Raw genomic sequence first — 16,874 nt, 5'->3', positions numbered from 1 at the left:
TATGGCTGCTGATACCGGTCTCTCTGGATTGCCAGAGCTTGAGGAAGCGCGCCGGCTGCTCTCCGCGGCCAGCAACATCTTCGTGCTGACCGGTGCCGGCATTTCCGCCGAGTCCGGCGTGCCGACCTTCCGCGATGCGATGACCGGGCTGTGGGAACAGTTCGACCCGGAAGAGCTGGCCAGCGAGGACGCCTACCGCCGCCAGCCGGCGCTGGTCTGGGAGTGGTACCTGCACCGGCGCGAGCTGGTCGCGGCTGTGCATCCCAATCCGGCGCACCATGCGCTGGTGGCGCTGGCTGCGCAGAAGCCCTTCACGCTGGTCACGCAGAACGTGGATGGCCTGCACCAGCGCGCCGGCAGCGAGGGCGTGATCGAACTGCACGGCAACCTGTTCGCCAACAAATGGCTGGATGGGTGCGGACGCTGCAACGAGGCGACCGCGCTGCCCGGCATGCCGCCGCGCTGCAGCCTGTGCGGCGCGCTGATGCGTCCTGGCGTGGTGTGGTTCGGCGAGGACCTGCCGCGCGTGGCGCGCTACCGCGCCGAGCATGCGGCGCAGACCTGCGACCTGTGTCTGGTGGTCGGCACCTCGGGGCTGGTGTATCCGGCGGCGGGGTTGCCGGGCCTGGCGCGCGAGCATGGCGCGCCGGTGATCGTGGTCAATCCGCAGCCGTCGGCGCTGGACCAGACCGCGGATATCGTGCTGAGTGCAGCGGCCGGCGCCTGCCTGCCGCGGCTGTGGCCGCAACTGGCTCCGGCAGCCGGCTGAGCCGGGCCAATGCGTCAATTTCTACTGTCATTCCCGCGAAGGCGGGAATCCAGCGTCTTTCAAGGCCCCTTTGGGGATGAAGTCACTGGGTTCCCGCCTTCGCGGGAACGACGGTAGCTTCGCTGTCCGGCGCGCCTTACTTTGCGATCTCGCCGATCAGCTTCTCCAGTTTGACCGCATCGGCCGCGAACAGGCGGATGCCTTCGGCCAGCTTCTCGGTGGCCATGGCATCTTCGTTCAGCTGCCAGCGGAAGGACGGCTCGTCCGCCGCGATGCGGGCGATATTGGCGGCCTGGGCCTGGTCCACCGACAGCTTGTGCGCCACCGGGCCCTGGCCGGCGGCCAGTTGCTCCAGCAGCTCGGGGCTGATGGTCAGCAGGTCGCAGCCGGCCAGCGACAGGATCTGCGCGGTGCTGCGGAAGCTGGCGCCCATCACCTCGGTGGGGTAGCCGAACTTCTTGTAGTAGTCGTAGATCTGGCGCACCGAGCGCACGCCGGGGTCGTTGTCGCCGCTGTTGGCGGCCGCGTCCCATTGCTCGCCGGCCTGCTTCTTGTACCAGTCGAAGATGCGGCCGACGAAGGGCGAGATCAGTTGCGCGCCGGCCTCGGCGCACGCCACCGCCTGCACCAGCGAGAACAGCAGTGTCATGTTGCAGCGGATGCCGTCGCGCTGCAGGATCTCGGCCGCGCGGATGCCTTCCCAGGTGGATGCGATCTTGATCAGCACGCGCTCGCGCGCGATGCCGCGCTGCTCGTACAGCTGGATCAGGTGGCGCGCCTTGGCCACGCTGGCTGCGGTGTCGAAAGACAGGCGCGCATCGACTTCGGTCGACACGCGGCCCGGCACGATCGCCAGGATCTCGCAGCCGAAGGCGATCAGCACGGCATCCATCACCGCATCGACGCCGCCGTTGCCGTGGTGGTCGCGCACGGCTTGCTCCAGCAGGTGGCGGTATTCGGGTTTCTGCACCGCCTTCAGGATCAGCGACGGATTGGTGGTCGCGTCCTGCGGGGTGTACTGCTTCATCAGCTGGAAGTCGCCGGTATCGGCCACCACCGTGGTGAACTGCCTGAGTTGTTCGAGCTGGTTCATGGTCGCTTGGTCGTCTGCTTGAGCGTCTGCAAAATCGTTCGCGGGCGTAAGGGCGCGCGCAGGTCGCACCCGGAACGCTGGTCTGGTCCATTGTACCGTCGCCTGCATGGCCTGCCGCCGCAATCCGCTACACTACGCGTTTCCCCAACGCAATCTGGCTGTTGTCATGACTCAGGATGAACTCAAGGCGCTGGTCGCGCAAGCCGCCGCCGACTACGTCAAGCAGGAAGTGCCCGAAGGTGCCGTGCTCGGCGTGGGCACCGGCTCCACCGCCAATCTCTTCATTGACGCCGTGGCGGCGTTCAAGGAGCGCTTTGCGGGTGCGGTGTCCAGCTCAGAGGCTTCCACGCGCCGCCTGCAGCAGCACGGCTTCAAGGTGCTGGACCTGAACGAGGTCGACGAGATCCCGGTCTATGTCGACGGCGCCGACGAGATCGACGCCAGCGGCGCCATGATCAAGGGCGGCGGCGGCGCACTGACGCGCGAGAAGATCGTCGCCTCGGTAGCCAGGCGCTTTGTCTGCATCGCCGACGGCAGCAAGCTGGTCCAGACCATGGGCACCTTCCCGCTGCCGGTCGAGGTGATCCCGATGGCACGTGCCGCGGTGGCGCGCAAGCTGCAGGCCCTGGGCGGCCAGCCGCGCCTGCGCATGACCAAGGAAGGCGGCATCTACAAGACCGACAACGGCAATGTGATCCTGGACCTGGTCGGCCTGAAGATCGACGATCCGCGCGGCCTGGAGCAGACCGTCAACCAGGTGCCGGGCGTGGTCACGGTGGGCCTGTTCGCGCTGCGCGGGGCGGATGTGCTGCTGCTGGGCACCGGCGACGGCGTGCAGCGCACGGACTACTGAGCCGGGTCTTCGGCGGCATCAAGCAAAAAGGGGTGCCTCAGGCATAATGCCGTTCAGTTAACCACCGTCGTTCCCGCGCAGGCGCGAACCCAGTGACTTCATCCCCAAAGGGGACGTGAAAGACGCTGGATTCCCGCCTGCGCGGGAATGACAGTAGCGTTTGATACCTTAACTGAACAGCATTAGTGCCTCAGGCCCCCCTTTTTTCATGCGGCGGTCCGGATCAGGACTGCGGCGGCACGTAGCCCTGGGCCTGGTCGGCGCCTTCGCCGAAGAAGTACTTCTCGGTCTGCTTGAGCAGGTACTGGCGCGCGCGCGCATCGGCCATGTTCAGGCGGTTTTCGTTGATCAGCATGGTCTGGTGCTTGAGCCAGCCAGCCCAGGCTTCCTTCGACACGCTTTGCCAGATCTTCTTGCCCAGTTCGCCGGGCAGCGGCGGGAAGTCGAGGCCTTCGGCTTCCTTGTTCAGCTTGATGCATTGGACCATGCGGGCCATGGGGACTCCTTGGTATGTTCGTTAGAGCTTCGGCGCTGGCGCTATTGTAGCCAAGCGGGGCGGCCGGCCGCGGCGCGGCGGCGATTGCCCCTACGGTGTCACAGCTTTTTCATCAGCACCATGGACTTGCGCTGCCAGTTATAGAGCTTGCGCTTGTCCTCGGGCAGGTCGTCGACGTTGGCGTGGACGAAGCCGCGCTTGAGGAACCAGTGTTCGGTCCGGGTGGTGAGCACGAACAGCTTGTCCAGGCCGAGCGCGCGGGCGCGGCGCTCGATGCGCTTGAGCAGGCGCTCGCCGTCGCCGGTGCCCTGGGCTTCCTGCGAGACTGTCAGGCAGGCCATCTCGCCCATGTTTTCGCGCGGGTAGTCGTACAGCGCGGCACAGCCGAACAGCACGCCGTCGTGCTCGATCACCGAGAAGTTGGCGATATCGCGCTCGATCAGGTGGCGTCCGCGCGGTACCAGCGTGCCGTCCTGCTCCAGCGGGGCGATCAGCTGCACGATGCCGCCGACATCGTCGAGCGTGGCCTCGCGCAGGCTTTCCAGGTCGGTGTCGGACAGCATGGTGCCGACGCCGTCGTGCAGGAACAGTTCGAGCAGCACCGAGCCGTCGAGCGAATAGGGGATCAGGTGCGCACGCGGCACGCCGCCCTTGAGCGCCTTGACCAGGTGCTGCAGGTAGTTGGCCACGTCCGGCGGCAGGTGCTTGTTCTGCAGGCGCTCTACCGCGGTGCGCAGGGACATTTCCTGCATCATCTTGCCGACCGGGTCGGGCACGCCCGGCACCTCGGTGATGAAGATCAGCTTGTCGGCCTTGAGCGCCGTGGCGGTGGCGCTGGCCACGTCTTCCATCGACAGGTTGAAGGCCTGGCCGGTGGGCGAGAAGCCCAGCGGCGACAGCAGCACCACCTTGCCGTGCGACAGCGACATGCGCACGGATTCGGCGTCGATCTTGCGCACCAGGCCGGTGTGCTGGTAATCGGTGCCGTTGACGATGCCGATCGGGCGCGCGGTGACGAAGTTGCCTGAGATCACCGACAACTGCGCGCCGGCCATCGGCGTATTGGGCAGGCCCTGGCTGAAGGCGGCCTCTATGTCCAGGCGCAGTTCGCCGGCGGCTTCCTTGGCGCATTCGAGCGCGGCGTTGTCGGTGACGCGCACGCCGTCGACAAACTGCGACTCGACATGGCGCAGCGCGAGCTGTTCTTCTACCTGCGGGCGCGAGCCGTGTACCAGCACGATCTGCATGCCCATGGCGTGCAGCAGCGCGACGTCGTTGACCAGCGCGTTGAGCACGCCCGACTTGACCAGTTCGCCGGCGAAGGCGATCACGAAGGTCTTGCCGCGGAAGGCATGGATATACGGCGCCACCATGCGCAGCCAGTCGACGAACTGCTGGTGGTCGGGGCCGCTGCGCTCGGGGTCGTCCGCCGTGGCGGGCAAGGCGGAGGCGGGCGAGGGGAGTTCAGCCGCGGCGGGCGGCTGCGCCGGCACGGGGGCGGCGGGTGACGGGGAGGCAGGCGCCGTCTGCGGCGCGTCGGTTCTGGCGTTCATCCCGCGGATTATAATCCCGGCCAATGCCAGAACAACGCCCCGTCAAGCCCAAACCACCCGCCGCGCCGCGCCAGCGTGCCGGTGCCGGTCAGTCCGCCTCCCCAGCCCAGTCCCGGCCGGCCCCAGGCCCGGCCAGGCAGCCGGACGTCCGTGCGCAGCCCGTCGCTGTGCGGCCGGCCGCTGAAGCCGGACAGCGGCCGCCGCGCGGCCCGCGCCCGCCGCGTGCGCCAAGGCCGGTCAACCCGCTGCCGCCGATCATTTTCCCCGAGGCTTTGCCGGTATCGGCCCGCCGCGACGAGATCGCCGCGGCGCTGCTGGCCAGCCAGGTGGTGATCGTCTCGGGCGAGACCGGTTCGGGGAAAACGACGCAGCTGCCCAAGATCTGCCTGTCGATCGGGCGCGGCCCGGGGCGAGAGGGCGGAGGCCTGATCGGCCACACCCAGCCGCGACGCATTGCCGCCACCTCGACCGCCAAGCGCATCGCGCAGGAACTCGGCACGCCGCTGGGCGAGCACGTGGGTTACCAGGTGCGTTTCAACGACACCATGTCGTCGGGTGCGTCGGTCAAGCTGATGACCGACGGCATCCTGCTGGCCGAGACCCAGAACGACCCGCTGCTGCGCGCCTACGACACGCTGATCATCGATGAGGCGCACGAGCGCAGCCTGAACATCGACTTCCTGATCGGCTACCTGCGCCAGATCCTGCCAAAGCGGCCGGACCTGAAGGTGATCATCACCTCGGCCACCATCGATGCGCAGCGCTTTGCCCAGCATTTCGCCTCGGGCGACAAGCCGGCGCCGGTGATCGAGGTCAGCGGCCGCCTGTACCCGGTGGAAGTGCGCTACCGCCCGATCACCGGGGACGTGGCCGCCGCCGGCGCGCCGCGCAGCCCACAGGCGCGCGAGCGCGACCTGTACGACGGCATCGTCGATGCCGTGGACGAGCTGTGCCGCGCCGGCCCCGGCGACGTGCTGGTGTTCCTGCCCGGCGAGCGCGAGATCCGCGAGGCCGCCGAGGCGCTGCGCAAGCACCACCCGCCGCATACCGAGATCCTGCCTCTGTTTGCGCGGCTCTCGGTGCAGGAGCAGGAGCGCGTGTTCAAGCCGTCGAATGCACGGCGCATCGTGCTGGCGACCAACGTCGCCGAAACCTCGCTGACGGTGCCGGGCATCCGCTACGTGGTCGATACCGGGCTGGCGCGGGTCAAGCGCTATTCGTACCGGAACAAGGTGGAGCAGCTGCAGGTCGAGTCGATCTCGCAGGCGGCCGCCAACCAGCGTGCCGGCCGCTGCGGCCGGGTTGCCAACGGCATTTGCATCCGCCTGTACGAGGAAACCGATTTCTCCGGCCGGCCGCGCTTTACCGACCCCGAGATCCTGCGCTCGTCGCTGGCCGCCGTCATCCTGCGCATGAAGGCGCTGCGGCTGACGGACATCGAGTCGTTCCCGTTTATCGAGCCGCCGCTGGGCCGCGCCGTGGCCGACGGCTACCAGCTGCTGCAGGAACTGGGCGCGGTCGACGACGCCAACCAGCTGACCGGCACCGGCCGCCAGCTGGCCAAGCTGCCGCTGGACCCGCGCGTGGCGCGCATGATCCTGGCCGCGCGCGAGCACCAGTGCCTGCGCGAAGTGCTGGTCATCGCCAGCGCGCTGTCGGTGCAGGACCCGCGCGACCGCCCGCAGGAGGCGCAGGAAGCCGCCGACCAGGCCCATCGCAAGTTCATGGACGAGAAGTCCGAGTTCCTGGGCTGGGTCAGGCTGTGGAAGTGGTTCGAGGACGCGGTGGCGCACAAGAAATCCAACCGCCAGCTGCAGGACCAGTGCCGCGCCCACTTCCTGTCGCATCTGCGGCTGCGCGAGTGGCGCGACGTGCATTCGCAGCTGATGACCACGGTGACCGAGCAGGGCTGGCGCCTGAACGACAGCGAGCCCACCTATGAGCAGGTGCACAAGGCGCTGCTGACGGGCCTGCTGGGCAATGTCGGCTGCCGCATCGAGGATGGCGATGGCAAGGGCCGCGAATACCTGGGCGCGCGCGGCATCAAGTTCCACCTGTGGCCGGGCTCGCTGATCGCGCGCAAGGTCGGGCGCTGGATCGTCGCGGCCGAACTGGTCGAGACCAGCCGGCTGTTCGCGCGCACCCTGGCGCGCATCGAGCCCGAATGGCTGGAGCAGGTGGGCCGCCACCTGCTCAAGGTCAGCTGGAGCGATCCGCACTGGGAAAAGAAGGCCGGCCAGGTGCTGGCGCTGGAGCGCGCCACGCTCTACGGGCTGGTGGTCTACCAGCACCGCCGCGTGCACTACGGCCCGATGAACCCGCAGGAAGCGCGCGAGATATTTATCCGCCGTGCGCTGGTCGAGGGCGAGTTCGACACGCGCCTGCCGTTCTACACGCACAACCAGCGCCTGGTGCGCGAGATCGAGAACCTGGAGCACAAGTCGCGGCGCCAGGACGTGCTGGTCGACGACGAACTGATCTACGCCTTCTACGATCGTGCGATTCCCGCCGACATCTGCCAGCAGGCCACCTTCGAGCAGTGGTACCAGGCCGAGAGCGCCCGGGACCGCAAGCTGCTGTACCTGAACCGCGACGAGCTGATGCGGCACGAGGCGGCCGGCATCACCACCGACCTGTTCCCCAAGACCATGAACGTGGCCGGGGTCGACATGGGGCTGACCTACCACTTCGAGCCCGGCAGCCACCGCGACGGCGTGACCCTGACCGTGCCGCTGTACGCGCTCAACCAGGTGCGCCAGGAGCGGGCCGACTGGCTGGTGCCGGGCATGATCAAGGAGAAGGTGCACCTGCTGCTCAAGTCGTTGCCGCAGAAGCTGCGCCGCCACTGCGTGCCGCTGCCGGATTATGCCGCCGGCTTTGTCGCGCGCCAGCCGTCTGGCGTGGGCGAGCTGCTGGACGTGCTGATCGCCGATATCCGCGAGCAGACCGGCACCATGGTCAAACGGGCCGACTTCAAGCTGGAAACGCTGCCCGCGCACCACACCATGAACTTCAAGGTGATCGACGAGCACGGCCGCCAGCTCGACATGGGCCGCAACCTGGCCCAGCTGCGCGCCGAGCTGGGCGGGCAGGCGCAGCAGTCGTTCCAGCGGGTGGCCGCGCAAGCCGCGGCACAGGCCGCACAGGCAGCAACCGAGGCCCCGGAGCAGGCGGCGCCGCTAGTGGCGGCCGAGCCCGGCAAGTACGAAGGCCTGACCGGCTGGACCTTCGGTGAGCTGCCCGAGCTGCTGGAGATCCGCAAGGGCAGCCAGACCCTGTTCGGCTACCCCGCGCTGGTCGACCGCGGCACGCACTGCGACGTGGAAGTGTTCGACGACCCGCAGGAAGCCGCCCGCGTTCACCACCTGGGCCTGCGCCGGCTGTTCGCGCTGCAGCTGCGCGAGCAGGTCAAGTTCATCGAGAAGAACATCCCGGGCCTGCAGCAGATGGCGATGCAGTACATGACGCTGGGCACGCAGGAGATGCTGCGCGAGCAGATCGTGATGCTGGCGCTGGAGCGCGCCTGCATGCAGGCGCCGCTGCCGCGCAACGAGGCCGAGTTCAATGCCCGCAAGGACGAGGGGCGCACCCGGCTGTCGCTGTTGGCGCAGGAGATCGCGCGGCTGGTGGGGACCATCCTGGCCGAATACGCCGGGCTGCCGCGCAAGCTGCTGCAGGCCAAGCCGTTCGCCGGGCCCCATGCCGACATGGAGGCCCAGCTCGGGCGGCTGATGGGCAAGCGCTTTGTCGACGAAACCTCGTACACGCAGCTGGTTCATTTCCCGCGCTACCTGAAGGGCATTGCCATGCGGGTGGACAAGCTCAAGGGCGACCCGGCGCGCGACACGCAGCGCATGCAGGAGATGGCGCCGCTGGTGCAGCAATGGCAGCGGGCCGAAAAGCAGCTGCGCACCCAGGGCCGCGGCGGCGAGGATGCGCGGCTGGAGGAATTCCGCTGGATGCTGGAGGAACTGCGCATCGCACTGTTCGCGCAGGAGCTGCGCACGCCGGTGCCGATGTCGGTCAAGCGGCTGCAGAAGGTGTGGGAATCCATGCAGCGCTGATGGTAAGCATGGGCAGGTATGCGGCGCAATGTCGGGGCGAGCCGGGTTTGGTCGCCAACGCGCCACAATCTGCCAAATTCTTGATCGCCATCAGCCGCGACGTCAGCGGATTGCCGCGCTCAACCGTTAGAATCGCCGATTCAGTCTTATTCTGGCAGGTCTTATGTTTGCATTGCAGTTTGCGTGGCGTCGTGTTGTGGCTGGTGGGATCATGGCGGGCGCGCTCGCGCTGGGCCTACTGGCTGCACCGGCATCGGCGGAAGTGGTGGTGATCCTTAATTCGGGTGATGCAACCGTCACACTGATCGACAAGGACACGCAGAAGGTGCTGGAGACCTTCCCGATCGGCAAGGAGCCGCACCATTTGATCGCCACGCCGGACGACAAGTCGCTGATTGTCGCCAACGCGGTCGGCAACGACCTGGTGTTCCTGGATCCGGTCACGGGCAAGGTCCAGCAGCGCGTGCCCAATATCGACGATCCCTACCAGATCGGCTTCTCGCCGGACCAGAAGTGGTTTATCACCACCGGCAACCGGCTTGACCGTGTCGATCTCTACCGCTGGGACGGCAAGGCGCTGAAGCTGGCCAGGCAGTTCCCGCTGGCCAAGACGCCCAGCCATATCGCCTTTACCGCCGACAGCCGCATCGCCTTCATCACGCTGCAGGACTCCAACGAGGTGGTGGCCATCGACCTGGTCACGCAGAACGTGATGTGGCGCATGGCAACCGGCTCGTCGCCGGCCGGCGTCTGGGTCACGCCGGACCAGAAGTACCTGCTGGTGGGCATGACCGGGGCCGACTACGTGGCCGTGATCGACTGGCGCACGCGCACCGTGGTCAAGCAGATCCAGACCGGCAAGGGCGCGCACAACTTCCGCGCCGTGGGCGACAAGCGCCACCTGTTCCTGAGCAACCGCGTCACGGGCAGCATCAGCATCATCGACCAGCAGACGCTGACCAAGGTCGGCGACATCACCGGCCTGCCGCCGGGCCCGGACGACATGGAGCTGACCGCCGACGGCAAGACCCTGTGGGTGACCTTCCGCTGGGCGCGCTCGGTCGGGCTGATCGACGTGGCCAGCCGCAAGCTGGTCAAGACCGTGCGCGTCGGGCGCTCGCCGCACGGCATCTATTTCCGCACGCGCGCGCCGCTGTACTGAACCGGGCAGGGCAGGGACCATGCATGAGACCAAGGCATCGCGACCGGGACGGCTGGGGAAGCTGCTGGCTGCGCTGGCGCTTGCCTGCGGCCTGCCGTCCGCGCTGCAGGCGGCGGATGCCCCCACGCCTGCCGCCAGGGCATGCCCGGCCGGCACGCTCTACCTGACCTTCGACACCGGCAGCATGAGCCAGGCGCAGTTGATTGCCGACACGCTGCGCCGCCACCATATCCGCGCCACCTTCTTCCTGGCCAATGAACCGACGGTGCGCCAGGACAATTCCCTTGACCCGTCCTGGGCGCCATACTGGAAGGGGCTGGTGGCCGACGGCCACGCCTTCGGCACGCACACCTTCGACCACGTCTACCTGCGCAGCGTGCGCGCCGGCCAGGTCACCATGCGGCCGCAGTTCGGCGCGCAGGCCGGCAAGGACGTGGCCATGGACGCGGCTGCCTTCTGCCAGGAACTGCGGCGCAGCGCCGACGCCTTCCACGGCATGACCGGCGCCGACATGGTGCCGCTGTGGCGCGCCCCCGGCGGGCGCACCGCGCCGCAGACGGTGCAGTGGGCCGAGCAGTGCGGCTTCCGCCATGTCGGCTGGGCGCCGGCGGGGTTCCTTGGCGATGAGCTGTCGTCCGACCGCTACCCCAACGCGGCGCTGCTGGAGCGCGCGCTGGCCAGCCTGCGCGATGGCGATATCACCATGGCGCACCTGGGCATCTGGTCGCGCAAGGACCCGTGGGCGCCTGGCGTGCTGGAGCCCTTGCTCGCCGGCCTGGAACGCAAGGGATTCTGCTTTGCGACGCTGCGCGAGCACCCGGCCTACCGCGACTGGATCGCCAGGCCGCAGCCGGCCGCGCACAAGGAGGGCAGGCGGTAATGTGGGAGACGCTGAACGGCTGGATCGGCCAGGTCGAAGGCACGCTGTTCCAGGACGTGGTGCTGCCCGTGGTCTACCACCTCGGGTTTGGCGGCTATGCCGAAGACGCCTTCACCGGCACCGAGTGGCTGCTGGTGGGGCTGGTGCAGATCGCCGTGATGGTGCTGATCCTGGGGCCGCTGGAGAAGTGGCGCCCGGTCGAGCCGGTGGCCGACCGCGCCGCGGTCCGCACCGACATCCTCTACACCGTGATCCACCGGCTCGGGCTGTTCCGGCTGGCCATGTTCTTCCTGCTGGCGCCGCTGACCGACGCGCTGGAAGGCCACCTGCGGCTGTTGGGCTGGCACCGTGTCAATGTCGAGGACTGGTGGCCGGGCGTGACCTCCGTGCCGCTGGTCAGCTTCTTTGTCTACCTGCTGCTGTTCGACCTGCTCGACTACTGGTATCACCGCCTGTCGCACACCTTCCGCTGGTGGTGGCAGCTGCACGCGGTGCACCACAGCCAGCGCCAGATGACGCTGTGGAGCGACAACCGCAACCACCTGCTGGACGACATGCTGCGCGACCTGGTGTTTGCGCTGGTGGCGCTGGGGGTGGGCGTGGAGCCGTCGCAGTACGTGCTGCTGGTGGCGCTGTCGCAGCTGCTGCAGAGCCTGCAGCACGCCAACGTGCGGCTGCACTTCGGCGCCCTCGGCGAGCGGCTGCTGATCTCGCCGCGTTTTCACCGCACCCATCACGCCGTGGGCATCGGCCATGAGGCCAACGGCGCGCCGGCCAAACTGGGCGGCTGCAACTACGGCGTGATCTTCCCGTGGTGGGACATGCTGTTCGGCACCGCGGTCTTCACCGCGACTTACCACCCGACCGGCATCCGCGACCAGTTGCCGCCTCCGCTGGGCAAGGGCCGCGACTACGGCACGGGCTTCCTGTCCCACCAGTGGTACGGCATCAAGCGGCTGCTTCGGCTGCGCTGAACCCGGCATTCGAGGCAGTCCTCCACCCGCGGCGAGCGAGGGCGCGCCACGGCGGCAAGTGGCGTATGCTAGTGTTTCGGGTTGCCGCCGGCCCGTCCCATGGCTGACCTGGCCGGCTCCCCGCGACTTTCCTGTTTGCCTTCGACTGCATGAACGATATCTTCCGCTCGTTTGGCCGCGCGCTGGTCAGCCAGCTGCATCCCCGCATGCTGATGCTGACCGTGCTGCCTTTCGTCCTGGCCACGCTGCTATGGGGCGGCCTGCTCTGGTGGGGCTGGGACCCCATCATGGGCGCCATGCGCAGCTTCCTGGAAACCTCCGTCCTGACCAGCTGGATCTACAGCGCGCTGGACTGGTTCGGCCTGCAATCGATGCGTACCATCGTGGCGCCGCTGTTCGTGGCGGCGCTGGTGATCCCGCTGGTGATCGCCTCCATGCTGCTGTTCATCGGCTTGTTCTCGGTGCCGGCAGTGGTGCGCCACCTGGAGCGCAGCTACCCGGACCTGGCCAAGGCCCATGGGGGCAGCATCATGGGCAGCGTGTTCCAGTCGCTGGGCAGCACGCTGGTGTTCCTGGTGCTGGTGCTGGTGACGCTGCCGCTGTGGCTGATCCCGCCGTTCTTCGCGCTGATCCCGCCGGTGCTGTGGGGCTGGCTGACCTACCGCGTGATGACCTACGACGCCCTCGCCGACCACGCCAGCGCCGAGGAGCGCAAGACGCTGGTGCGGCGCCACCGCACGCCGTTGCTGGTGATCGGGGTGGCGGTGGGGCTGCTGGGCTCGGCACCGACGCTGCTGTGGGTGTCGTCGGCGGCGGTGATCTTCCTGTTCCCGTTCGTGCTGGCCGGCACGCTGTGGCTTTATGTGCTGATCTTTATCTTCTCGGCGCTGTGGTTCGGCCATTTCTGCCTGCGCGCGCTGGCGCAGCTGCGGGCTGAGCGCGCGGCGGCGCCGGCCCAGCCGCCTGCAGCCCCGTCGTCCGGTGGCGAAGTCATCGACCTGGCGCCGGCCGACGTGCGCCGCATCGAAAATTCCTGAAGCGAGGGCACTATGGGTTTTGGCCTGATCGTGATTGGCGACGAGATCCTGTCGGGACGGCGTGAGGACAAGCATCTGCGCCGCACCATCGAACTGCTGGGCGCGCGCGGCCTGGCGCTGGACTGGGCCGAGTACGTCGGCGACGACCGCGCCCGCATCACCGCCACGCTGCGCCGCACGCTGGCTGGCCCCGACGTGGTGTTCTGCACCGGCGGCATCGGCGCCACGCCGGATGACCATACCCGCCAGTGCGCGGCCGCGGCGCTGGGCGTGGCGCTGGTGCTGCATCCCGAGGCGCGCGAACTGATTGCGCTGCGCATTGCCGAGACCGCCGGCGGCGACCCGGTCAAGGGCGACCTGAACCTGCCGGAGAACCAGCACCGCTTCAAGATGGGCGAGTTCCCCGAAGGCGCGCGCATCATTCCCAACAGCTACAACCGCATCCCGGGCTTCTCGGTCGCCCACCATCACTTCATGCCGGGCTTCCCGGTGATGGCGTGGCCGATGATGGAGTGGGTGCTGGACCACGACTATGCGCACCTGTTCCACCAGGTGCAGCAGCAGGAGCGGGCCTTCTACGTGTTCGAGGCGCCGGAGTCCACGCTGACGCCGCTGATGGAGGAGGTCGAGGCGGCGCACCCCGGCGTCCGCGTGTTCAGCCTGCCGTCGGTCGGCGACGTGCAGCGCGGCGACCGCTTCGCGCGCCGCCATATCGACCTGGGCGTCAAGGGGCCGGCCGACCTGCTGGCGCCGGCCTATGCGATGCTGCTCGAAGGCGTGCAGGCGATGGGGTTCGAGACTGTGGAGCAGCCACCGCGCGCAGCGGCGCAAGCGTAAGCACCAGGGGTCGCAGGAAAGAAGAAGGGGCAGCCATGGCTGCCCCTTCCTTTATTCAGGCCCGACCGGGATCAGGCGCCGTGCCACGGCAGGCCGCGCACGCACCAGCCTTCCACGGTCTTGCGGTGGTGGTGGTCGTCGCGGTTGCCTTCGAAACCTTCCAGCACGTCCATGGCGAAGTGGTAGCCAGCTTCGGTAGCGATGCGCGCGGCATGCTTGGAGCGCGCCGCGCTGCGGCACAGGAACAGCACCGGCACGTCGGCCGGCACGCGTGCCTTCAGTTCTTCGACAAAGCGGGCGTTCTGCGCGCCACCCGGGTAGGACATCCATTCGACGTGGGCGAACTGCGCGTCGGGCACGTCGACGCCGCCCACCCAGTCCAGCTCGGCCTGCGTGCGTACGTCGACCAGCACGGCCGAAGGGTCGTTCTGCAGCAGCGCATAGGCTTCCTGCGGCGACAGCGCGCCGAAATACGGGAGCTGGTTCTGTTGCTGGCGCTGGCGGGCGGCCTGGAGGAGATCGTCTCGGGTGGTCATCTGCGTGACAAAATTGAGGAATGGAATGAGGGCAGCGAAGCCATAACCCAGTATTCTATAGCGCCGGTGTGGTTCGAAGCCGGATTGCCAGGCGCCGGCGCAAAGCGCTTGCCGTGGCTGCAAGCCGAATGGCTCGTTTTGGTGCGTATGCACTACTTGTGTGCTGATGCTTGCTAGATGCACCATTGTGGTGTTTTATAGGGGGCGATGCACCGGAATGTGTGTTATCGGCGCGCCACTCGGCCACGAAGCAGCCTGCGTGAAACCTGAGCGGGTTGCCGCCGCGGTGCGCGGTTCGACGGCGTTGCACATTTTTCGAGCCACTGGCAGCAGAGGGGCGTTTGCTTGGCACGCTTTCTGCTAACATTCCTCGTCCTTTCGTGGCTGGTCGGGACGGCGCGGCAAAGCATGCATTCATGCCGAGGCGCCGGTGACGACAGGCCCAAGAATTGGCTTTCTCAGACTTCCGCCGAATATCCAGGAGATTGGCATGGCCCACAGCGTTGCAGACGTGATGAAGCTGGTGAAGGAAAACGACGTCAAGTTCGTCGATTTCCGTTTCACCGATACCAAAGGCAAGGAGCAACACGTGTCCGTGCCCGTGTCGCACTTCGATGAAGACAAGTTCGAAAGCGGCCACGCCTTCGACGGTTCGTCGATCGCCGGCTGGAAGGGTATCGAAGCTTCGGACATGCTGCTGATGCCGGATCCGAATACCGCCAACGTCGATCCGTTCTACGAAGAACCCACGCTGGTGCTGACTTGCGACGTAGTCGAGCCGTCGGACGGCAAGGGCTATGACCGCGACCCGCGCTCGATCGCCAAGCGCGCCGAAGCCTACCTGAAGAGCACCGGCCTGGGCGACACCGCCTTCTTCGGCCCGGAACCCGAGTTCTTCATCTTCGACGGCGTGACCTGGAATGTCGACATGCAGGGCTGCTTCGTGAAGATCCATTCCGAAGAAGCCCCGTGGTCGTCGGGCAAGGAATTCGAGCACGGCAACAGCGGCCACCGCCCGGGCAAGAAGGGCGGCTACTTCCCGGTTGCCCCGATCGACACCTTCCAGGACATGCGTTCGGAAATGTGCCTGATCCTGGAATCGCTGGGCATCCCCGTTGAAGTCCACCACCACGAAGTGGCTGGCCAGGGCCAGAACGAAATCGGCACCAAGTTCAGCACGCTGGTGCAGCGCGCCGACTGGACCCAGCTGCAGAAGTACGTGATCCAGAACGTCGCCCACACCTATGGCAAGACCGCCACGTTCATGCCGAAGCCGGTCGTTGGCGACAACGGTTCGGGCATGCACGTGCACCAGTCCGTGTGGAAGGACGGCCAGAACCTGTTCGCAGGCAACGGCTACGCCGGCCTGTCGGAATTCGCGCTGTACTACATCGGCGGCATCATCAAGCACGCCCGCGCCCTGAACGCCATCACCAACCCGGGCACGAACTCGTACAAGCGCCTGGTGCCGGGCTTCGAGGCTCCGGTGAAGCTGGCTTACTCGGCCCGCAACCGTTCGGCTTCGATCCGTATCCCGTACGTGGCCAACCCGAAGGGCCGCCGCATCGAGACCCGCTTCCCGGATCCGCTGATGAACCCGTACCTGGGCTTCTCGGCACTGCTGATGGCCGGCCTGGACGGCGTGATGAACAAGATCCACCCGGGCGAAGCCGCCGACAAGAACCTGTATGACCTGCCGCCGGAAGAGGATGCAAAGATCCCGACCGTCTGCTCGAGCCTGGACCAGTCGCTGGAGTACCTGGACAACGACCGCGAGTTCCTGACCCGTGGCGGCGTGTTCTCGAATTCGATGATCGATGCCTATATCGAACTGAAGATGGAAGAAGTCACGCGTTTCCGCATGACCACGCACCCGGTCGAGTTCGAAATGTACTACTCGCTGTAAGCGGCCTTTGCCCGGCCATGACGCAGGTTGTGACCGGGCAACAGTTGCACCAGAAAGGGGCGGCTTCGGCTGCCCCTTTCTGCTTTGCTCGCTAGAATGGGGAATCGTGGTCCAACCCTGTTCAAACCTTACGCCATGTCCATGGACGCTTCTTCACGCACGGCTCGCCGGATCCTGCCCTTGTTCCTTTCTCTGCACCAAATTCGATTCGGATTCCCTGTTCTGGTGAGTGCCGTGGCGCTGACGCTGGGCACATGGGCCGGGCAGTCGCGCGCGCAGTCCTCGGATGTCTATCTCTGCGCCGGGCCCAATGGCGTGCCGGAGTACCGCAACGGCAACGCCGGCAAGGGCTGCAAGAAGCTGAACCTGCCTGAGGTGGTGACGGTGCCGGGCGGGCGCATCGCCGCGCCTGCCAAGAGTGCCGGGGGCGCCGCGGGCACTGCGGGCAGCACCAGCTTTCCGCGCGTGGACAGCGCGACCCAGCGCAGCCGGGACGGCGAGCGCCGCACCGTGCTGACGCAGGAGCTGGAGGCCGAAGAAGCCAAGCTGCAGGCGCTTCGTGCCGAGTACAACAACGGCCAGCCGGAGCGCCAGGGCAATGAGCGCAACTATCAGAAATACCTCGATCGCACCGCGGCGCTGCGCGACGATATCGCCCGCAGCGAGGCCAACGCGGCCTCATTGCGGCGCGAGCTTGGCAATTTGAAGGACTAG

The 16,874-nt window shown here is 67.2% G+C and carries 14 protein-coding genes; 10 read left to right on the top strand and 4 right to left on the bottom strand.

The window, feature by feature from the left end:
- Position 1 precedes the first annotated feature (1 nt).
- Positions 2-769, top strand: a complete 768-nt coding sequence (locus ACREYQ_RS09905; protein ID WP_432257467.1) for an SIR2 family NAD-dependent protein deacylase — start codon at positions 2-4, stop codon at positions 767-769.
- 136 nt (positions 770-905) lie between these two features.
- Here the strand turns inward: ACREYQ_RS09905 and tal are convergent, their stop codons facing one another.
- Entirely contained in the window at positions 906-1,862 is a 957-nt protein-coding gene (gene tal / locus ACREYQ_RS09900; RefSeq protein ID WP_432257466.1) for a transaldolase, read from the bottom strand.
- A 166-nt stretch (positions 1,863-2,028) separates the two neighbouring features.
- Here tal and rpiA point away from each other — a divergent pair, with 166 nt between their 5' ends.
- Entirely contained in the window at positions 2,029-2,715 is a 687-nt protein-coding gene (rpiA, locus tag ACREYQ_RS09895) for a ribose-5-phosphate isomerase RpiA (protein WP_432257465.1), read from the top strand.
- A 223-nt stretch (positions 2,716-2,938) separates the two neighbouring features.
- Here the strand turns inward: rpiA and ACREYQ_RS09890 are convergent, their stop codons facing one another.
- Entirely contained in the window at positions 2,939-3,211 is a 273-nt protein-coding gene (locus ACREYQ_RS09890) for an oxidative damage protection protein (protein ID WP_010809445.1), read from the bottom strand.
- A gap of 98 nt (positions 3,212-3,309) precedes the next feature.
- Positions 3,310-4,764, bottom strand: coding sequence for an amino-acid N-acetyltransferase (argA, locus tag ACREYQ_RS09885; RefSeq protein WP_432257464.1), 1,455 nt, complete (start codon positions 4,762-4,764; stop codon positions 3,310-3,312).
- Positions 4,765-4,787: 23 nt separating this feature from the next.
- Here argA and hrpA point away from each other — a divergent pair, with 23 nt between their 5' ends.
- From hrpA to ACREYQ_RS09855, 6 genes are all read left to right on the top strand, one after another.
- The gene (gene hrpA, locus ACREYQ_RS09880; protein WP_432257463.1) at positions 4,788-8,828 is read left to right on the top strand and encodes an ATP-dependent RNA helicase HrpA; all 4,041 of its coding nucleotides are present in this window, start codon (positions 4,788-4,790) and stop codon (positions 8,826-8,828) included.
- A gap of 211 nt (positions 8,829-9,039) precedes the next feature.
- Positions 9,040-9,990 carry a cytochrome D1 domain-containing protein gene (locus ACREYQ_RS09875; RefSeq protein WP_432257462.1) on the top strand — a complete coding sequence of 317 codons (951 nt, stop codon included), beginning with the start codon at positions 9,040-9,042 and terminating at the stop codon, positions 9,988-9,990.
- A gap of 19 nt (positions 9,991-10,009) precedes the next feature.
- Positions 10,010-10,870 (top strand): polysaccharide deacetylase family protein, encoded by an 861-nt coding sequence (locus ACREYQ_RS09870; RefSeq protein WP_432257461.1) that lies wholly within the window; start codon positions 10,010-10,012, stop codon positions 10,868-10,870.
- Positions 10,870-11,844, top strand: a complete 975-nt coding sequence (locus ACREYQ_RS09865; protein WP_432257460.1) for a sterol desaturase family protein — start codon at positions 10,870-10,872, stop codon at positions 11,842-11,844. Before ACREYQ_RS09870 ends, ACREYQ_RS09865 begins: the two co-directional genes overlap by 1 nt.
- A 149-nt stretch (positions 11,845-11,993) precedes the next feature.
- Positions 11,994-12,881: an EI24 domain-containing protein gene (locus ACREYQ_RS09860; protein ID WP_432257459.1), complete on the top strand. Its 888-nt coding sequence runs from the start codon at positions 11,994-11,996 to the stop codon at positions 12,879-12,881.
- A 12-nt stretch (positions 12,882-12,893) separates the two neighbouring features.
- Positions 12,894-13,718, top strand: a complete 825-nt coding sequence (locus ACREYQ_RS09855; protein ID WP_432257458.1) for a competence/damage-inducible protein A — start codon at positions 12,894-12,896, stop codon at positions 13,716-13,718.
- Between the two features lie 71 nt (positions 13,719-13,789).
- Here the strand turns inward: ACREYQ_RS09855 and ACREYQ_RS09850 are convergent, their stop codons facing one another.
- Complete coding sequence (locus tag ACREYQ_RS09850; protein ID WP_432257457.1) at positions 13,790-14,254, bottom strand: rhodanese-like domain-containing protein; 465 nt, start codon at positions 14,252-14,254, stop codon at positions 13,790-13,792.
- A 490-nt stretch (positions 14,255-14,744) separates the two neighbouring features.
- Between ACREYQ_RS09850 and ACREYQ_RS09845 the strand changes: the two genes are divergently transcribed.
- On the top strand, positions 14,745-16,160 hold the full coding sequence (locus ACREYQ_RS09845) for a 3-hydroxylaminophenol mutase (protein WP_432257456.1): 1,416 nt from the start codon (positions 14,745-14,747) through the stop codon (positions 16,158-16,160).
- A 141-nt stretch (positions 16,161-16,301) separates the two neighbouring features.
- Entirely contained in the window at positions 16,302-16,874 is a 573-nt protein-coding gene (locus ACREYQ_RS09840) for a DUF4124 domain-containing protein (RefSeq protein ID WP_432257455.1), read from the top strand.

The organism is Cupriavidus sp. TMH.W2, assembly GCF_050847365.1.
Lineage (GTDB): Bacteria > Pseudomonadota > Gammaproteobacteria > Burkholderiales > Burkholderiaceae > Cupriavidus.
This window is presented reverse-complemented; position numbering and strand designations above follow the sequence as displayed.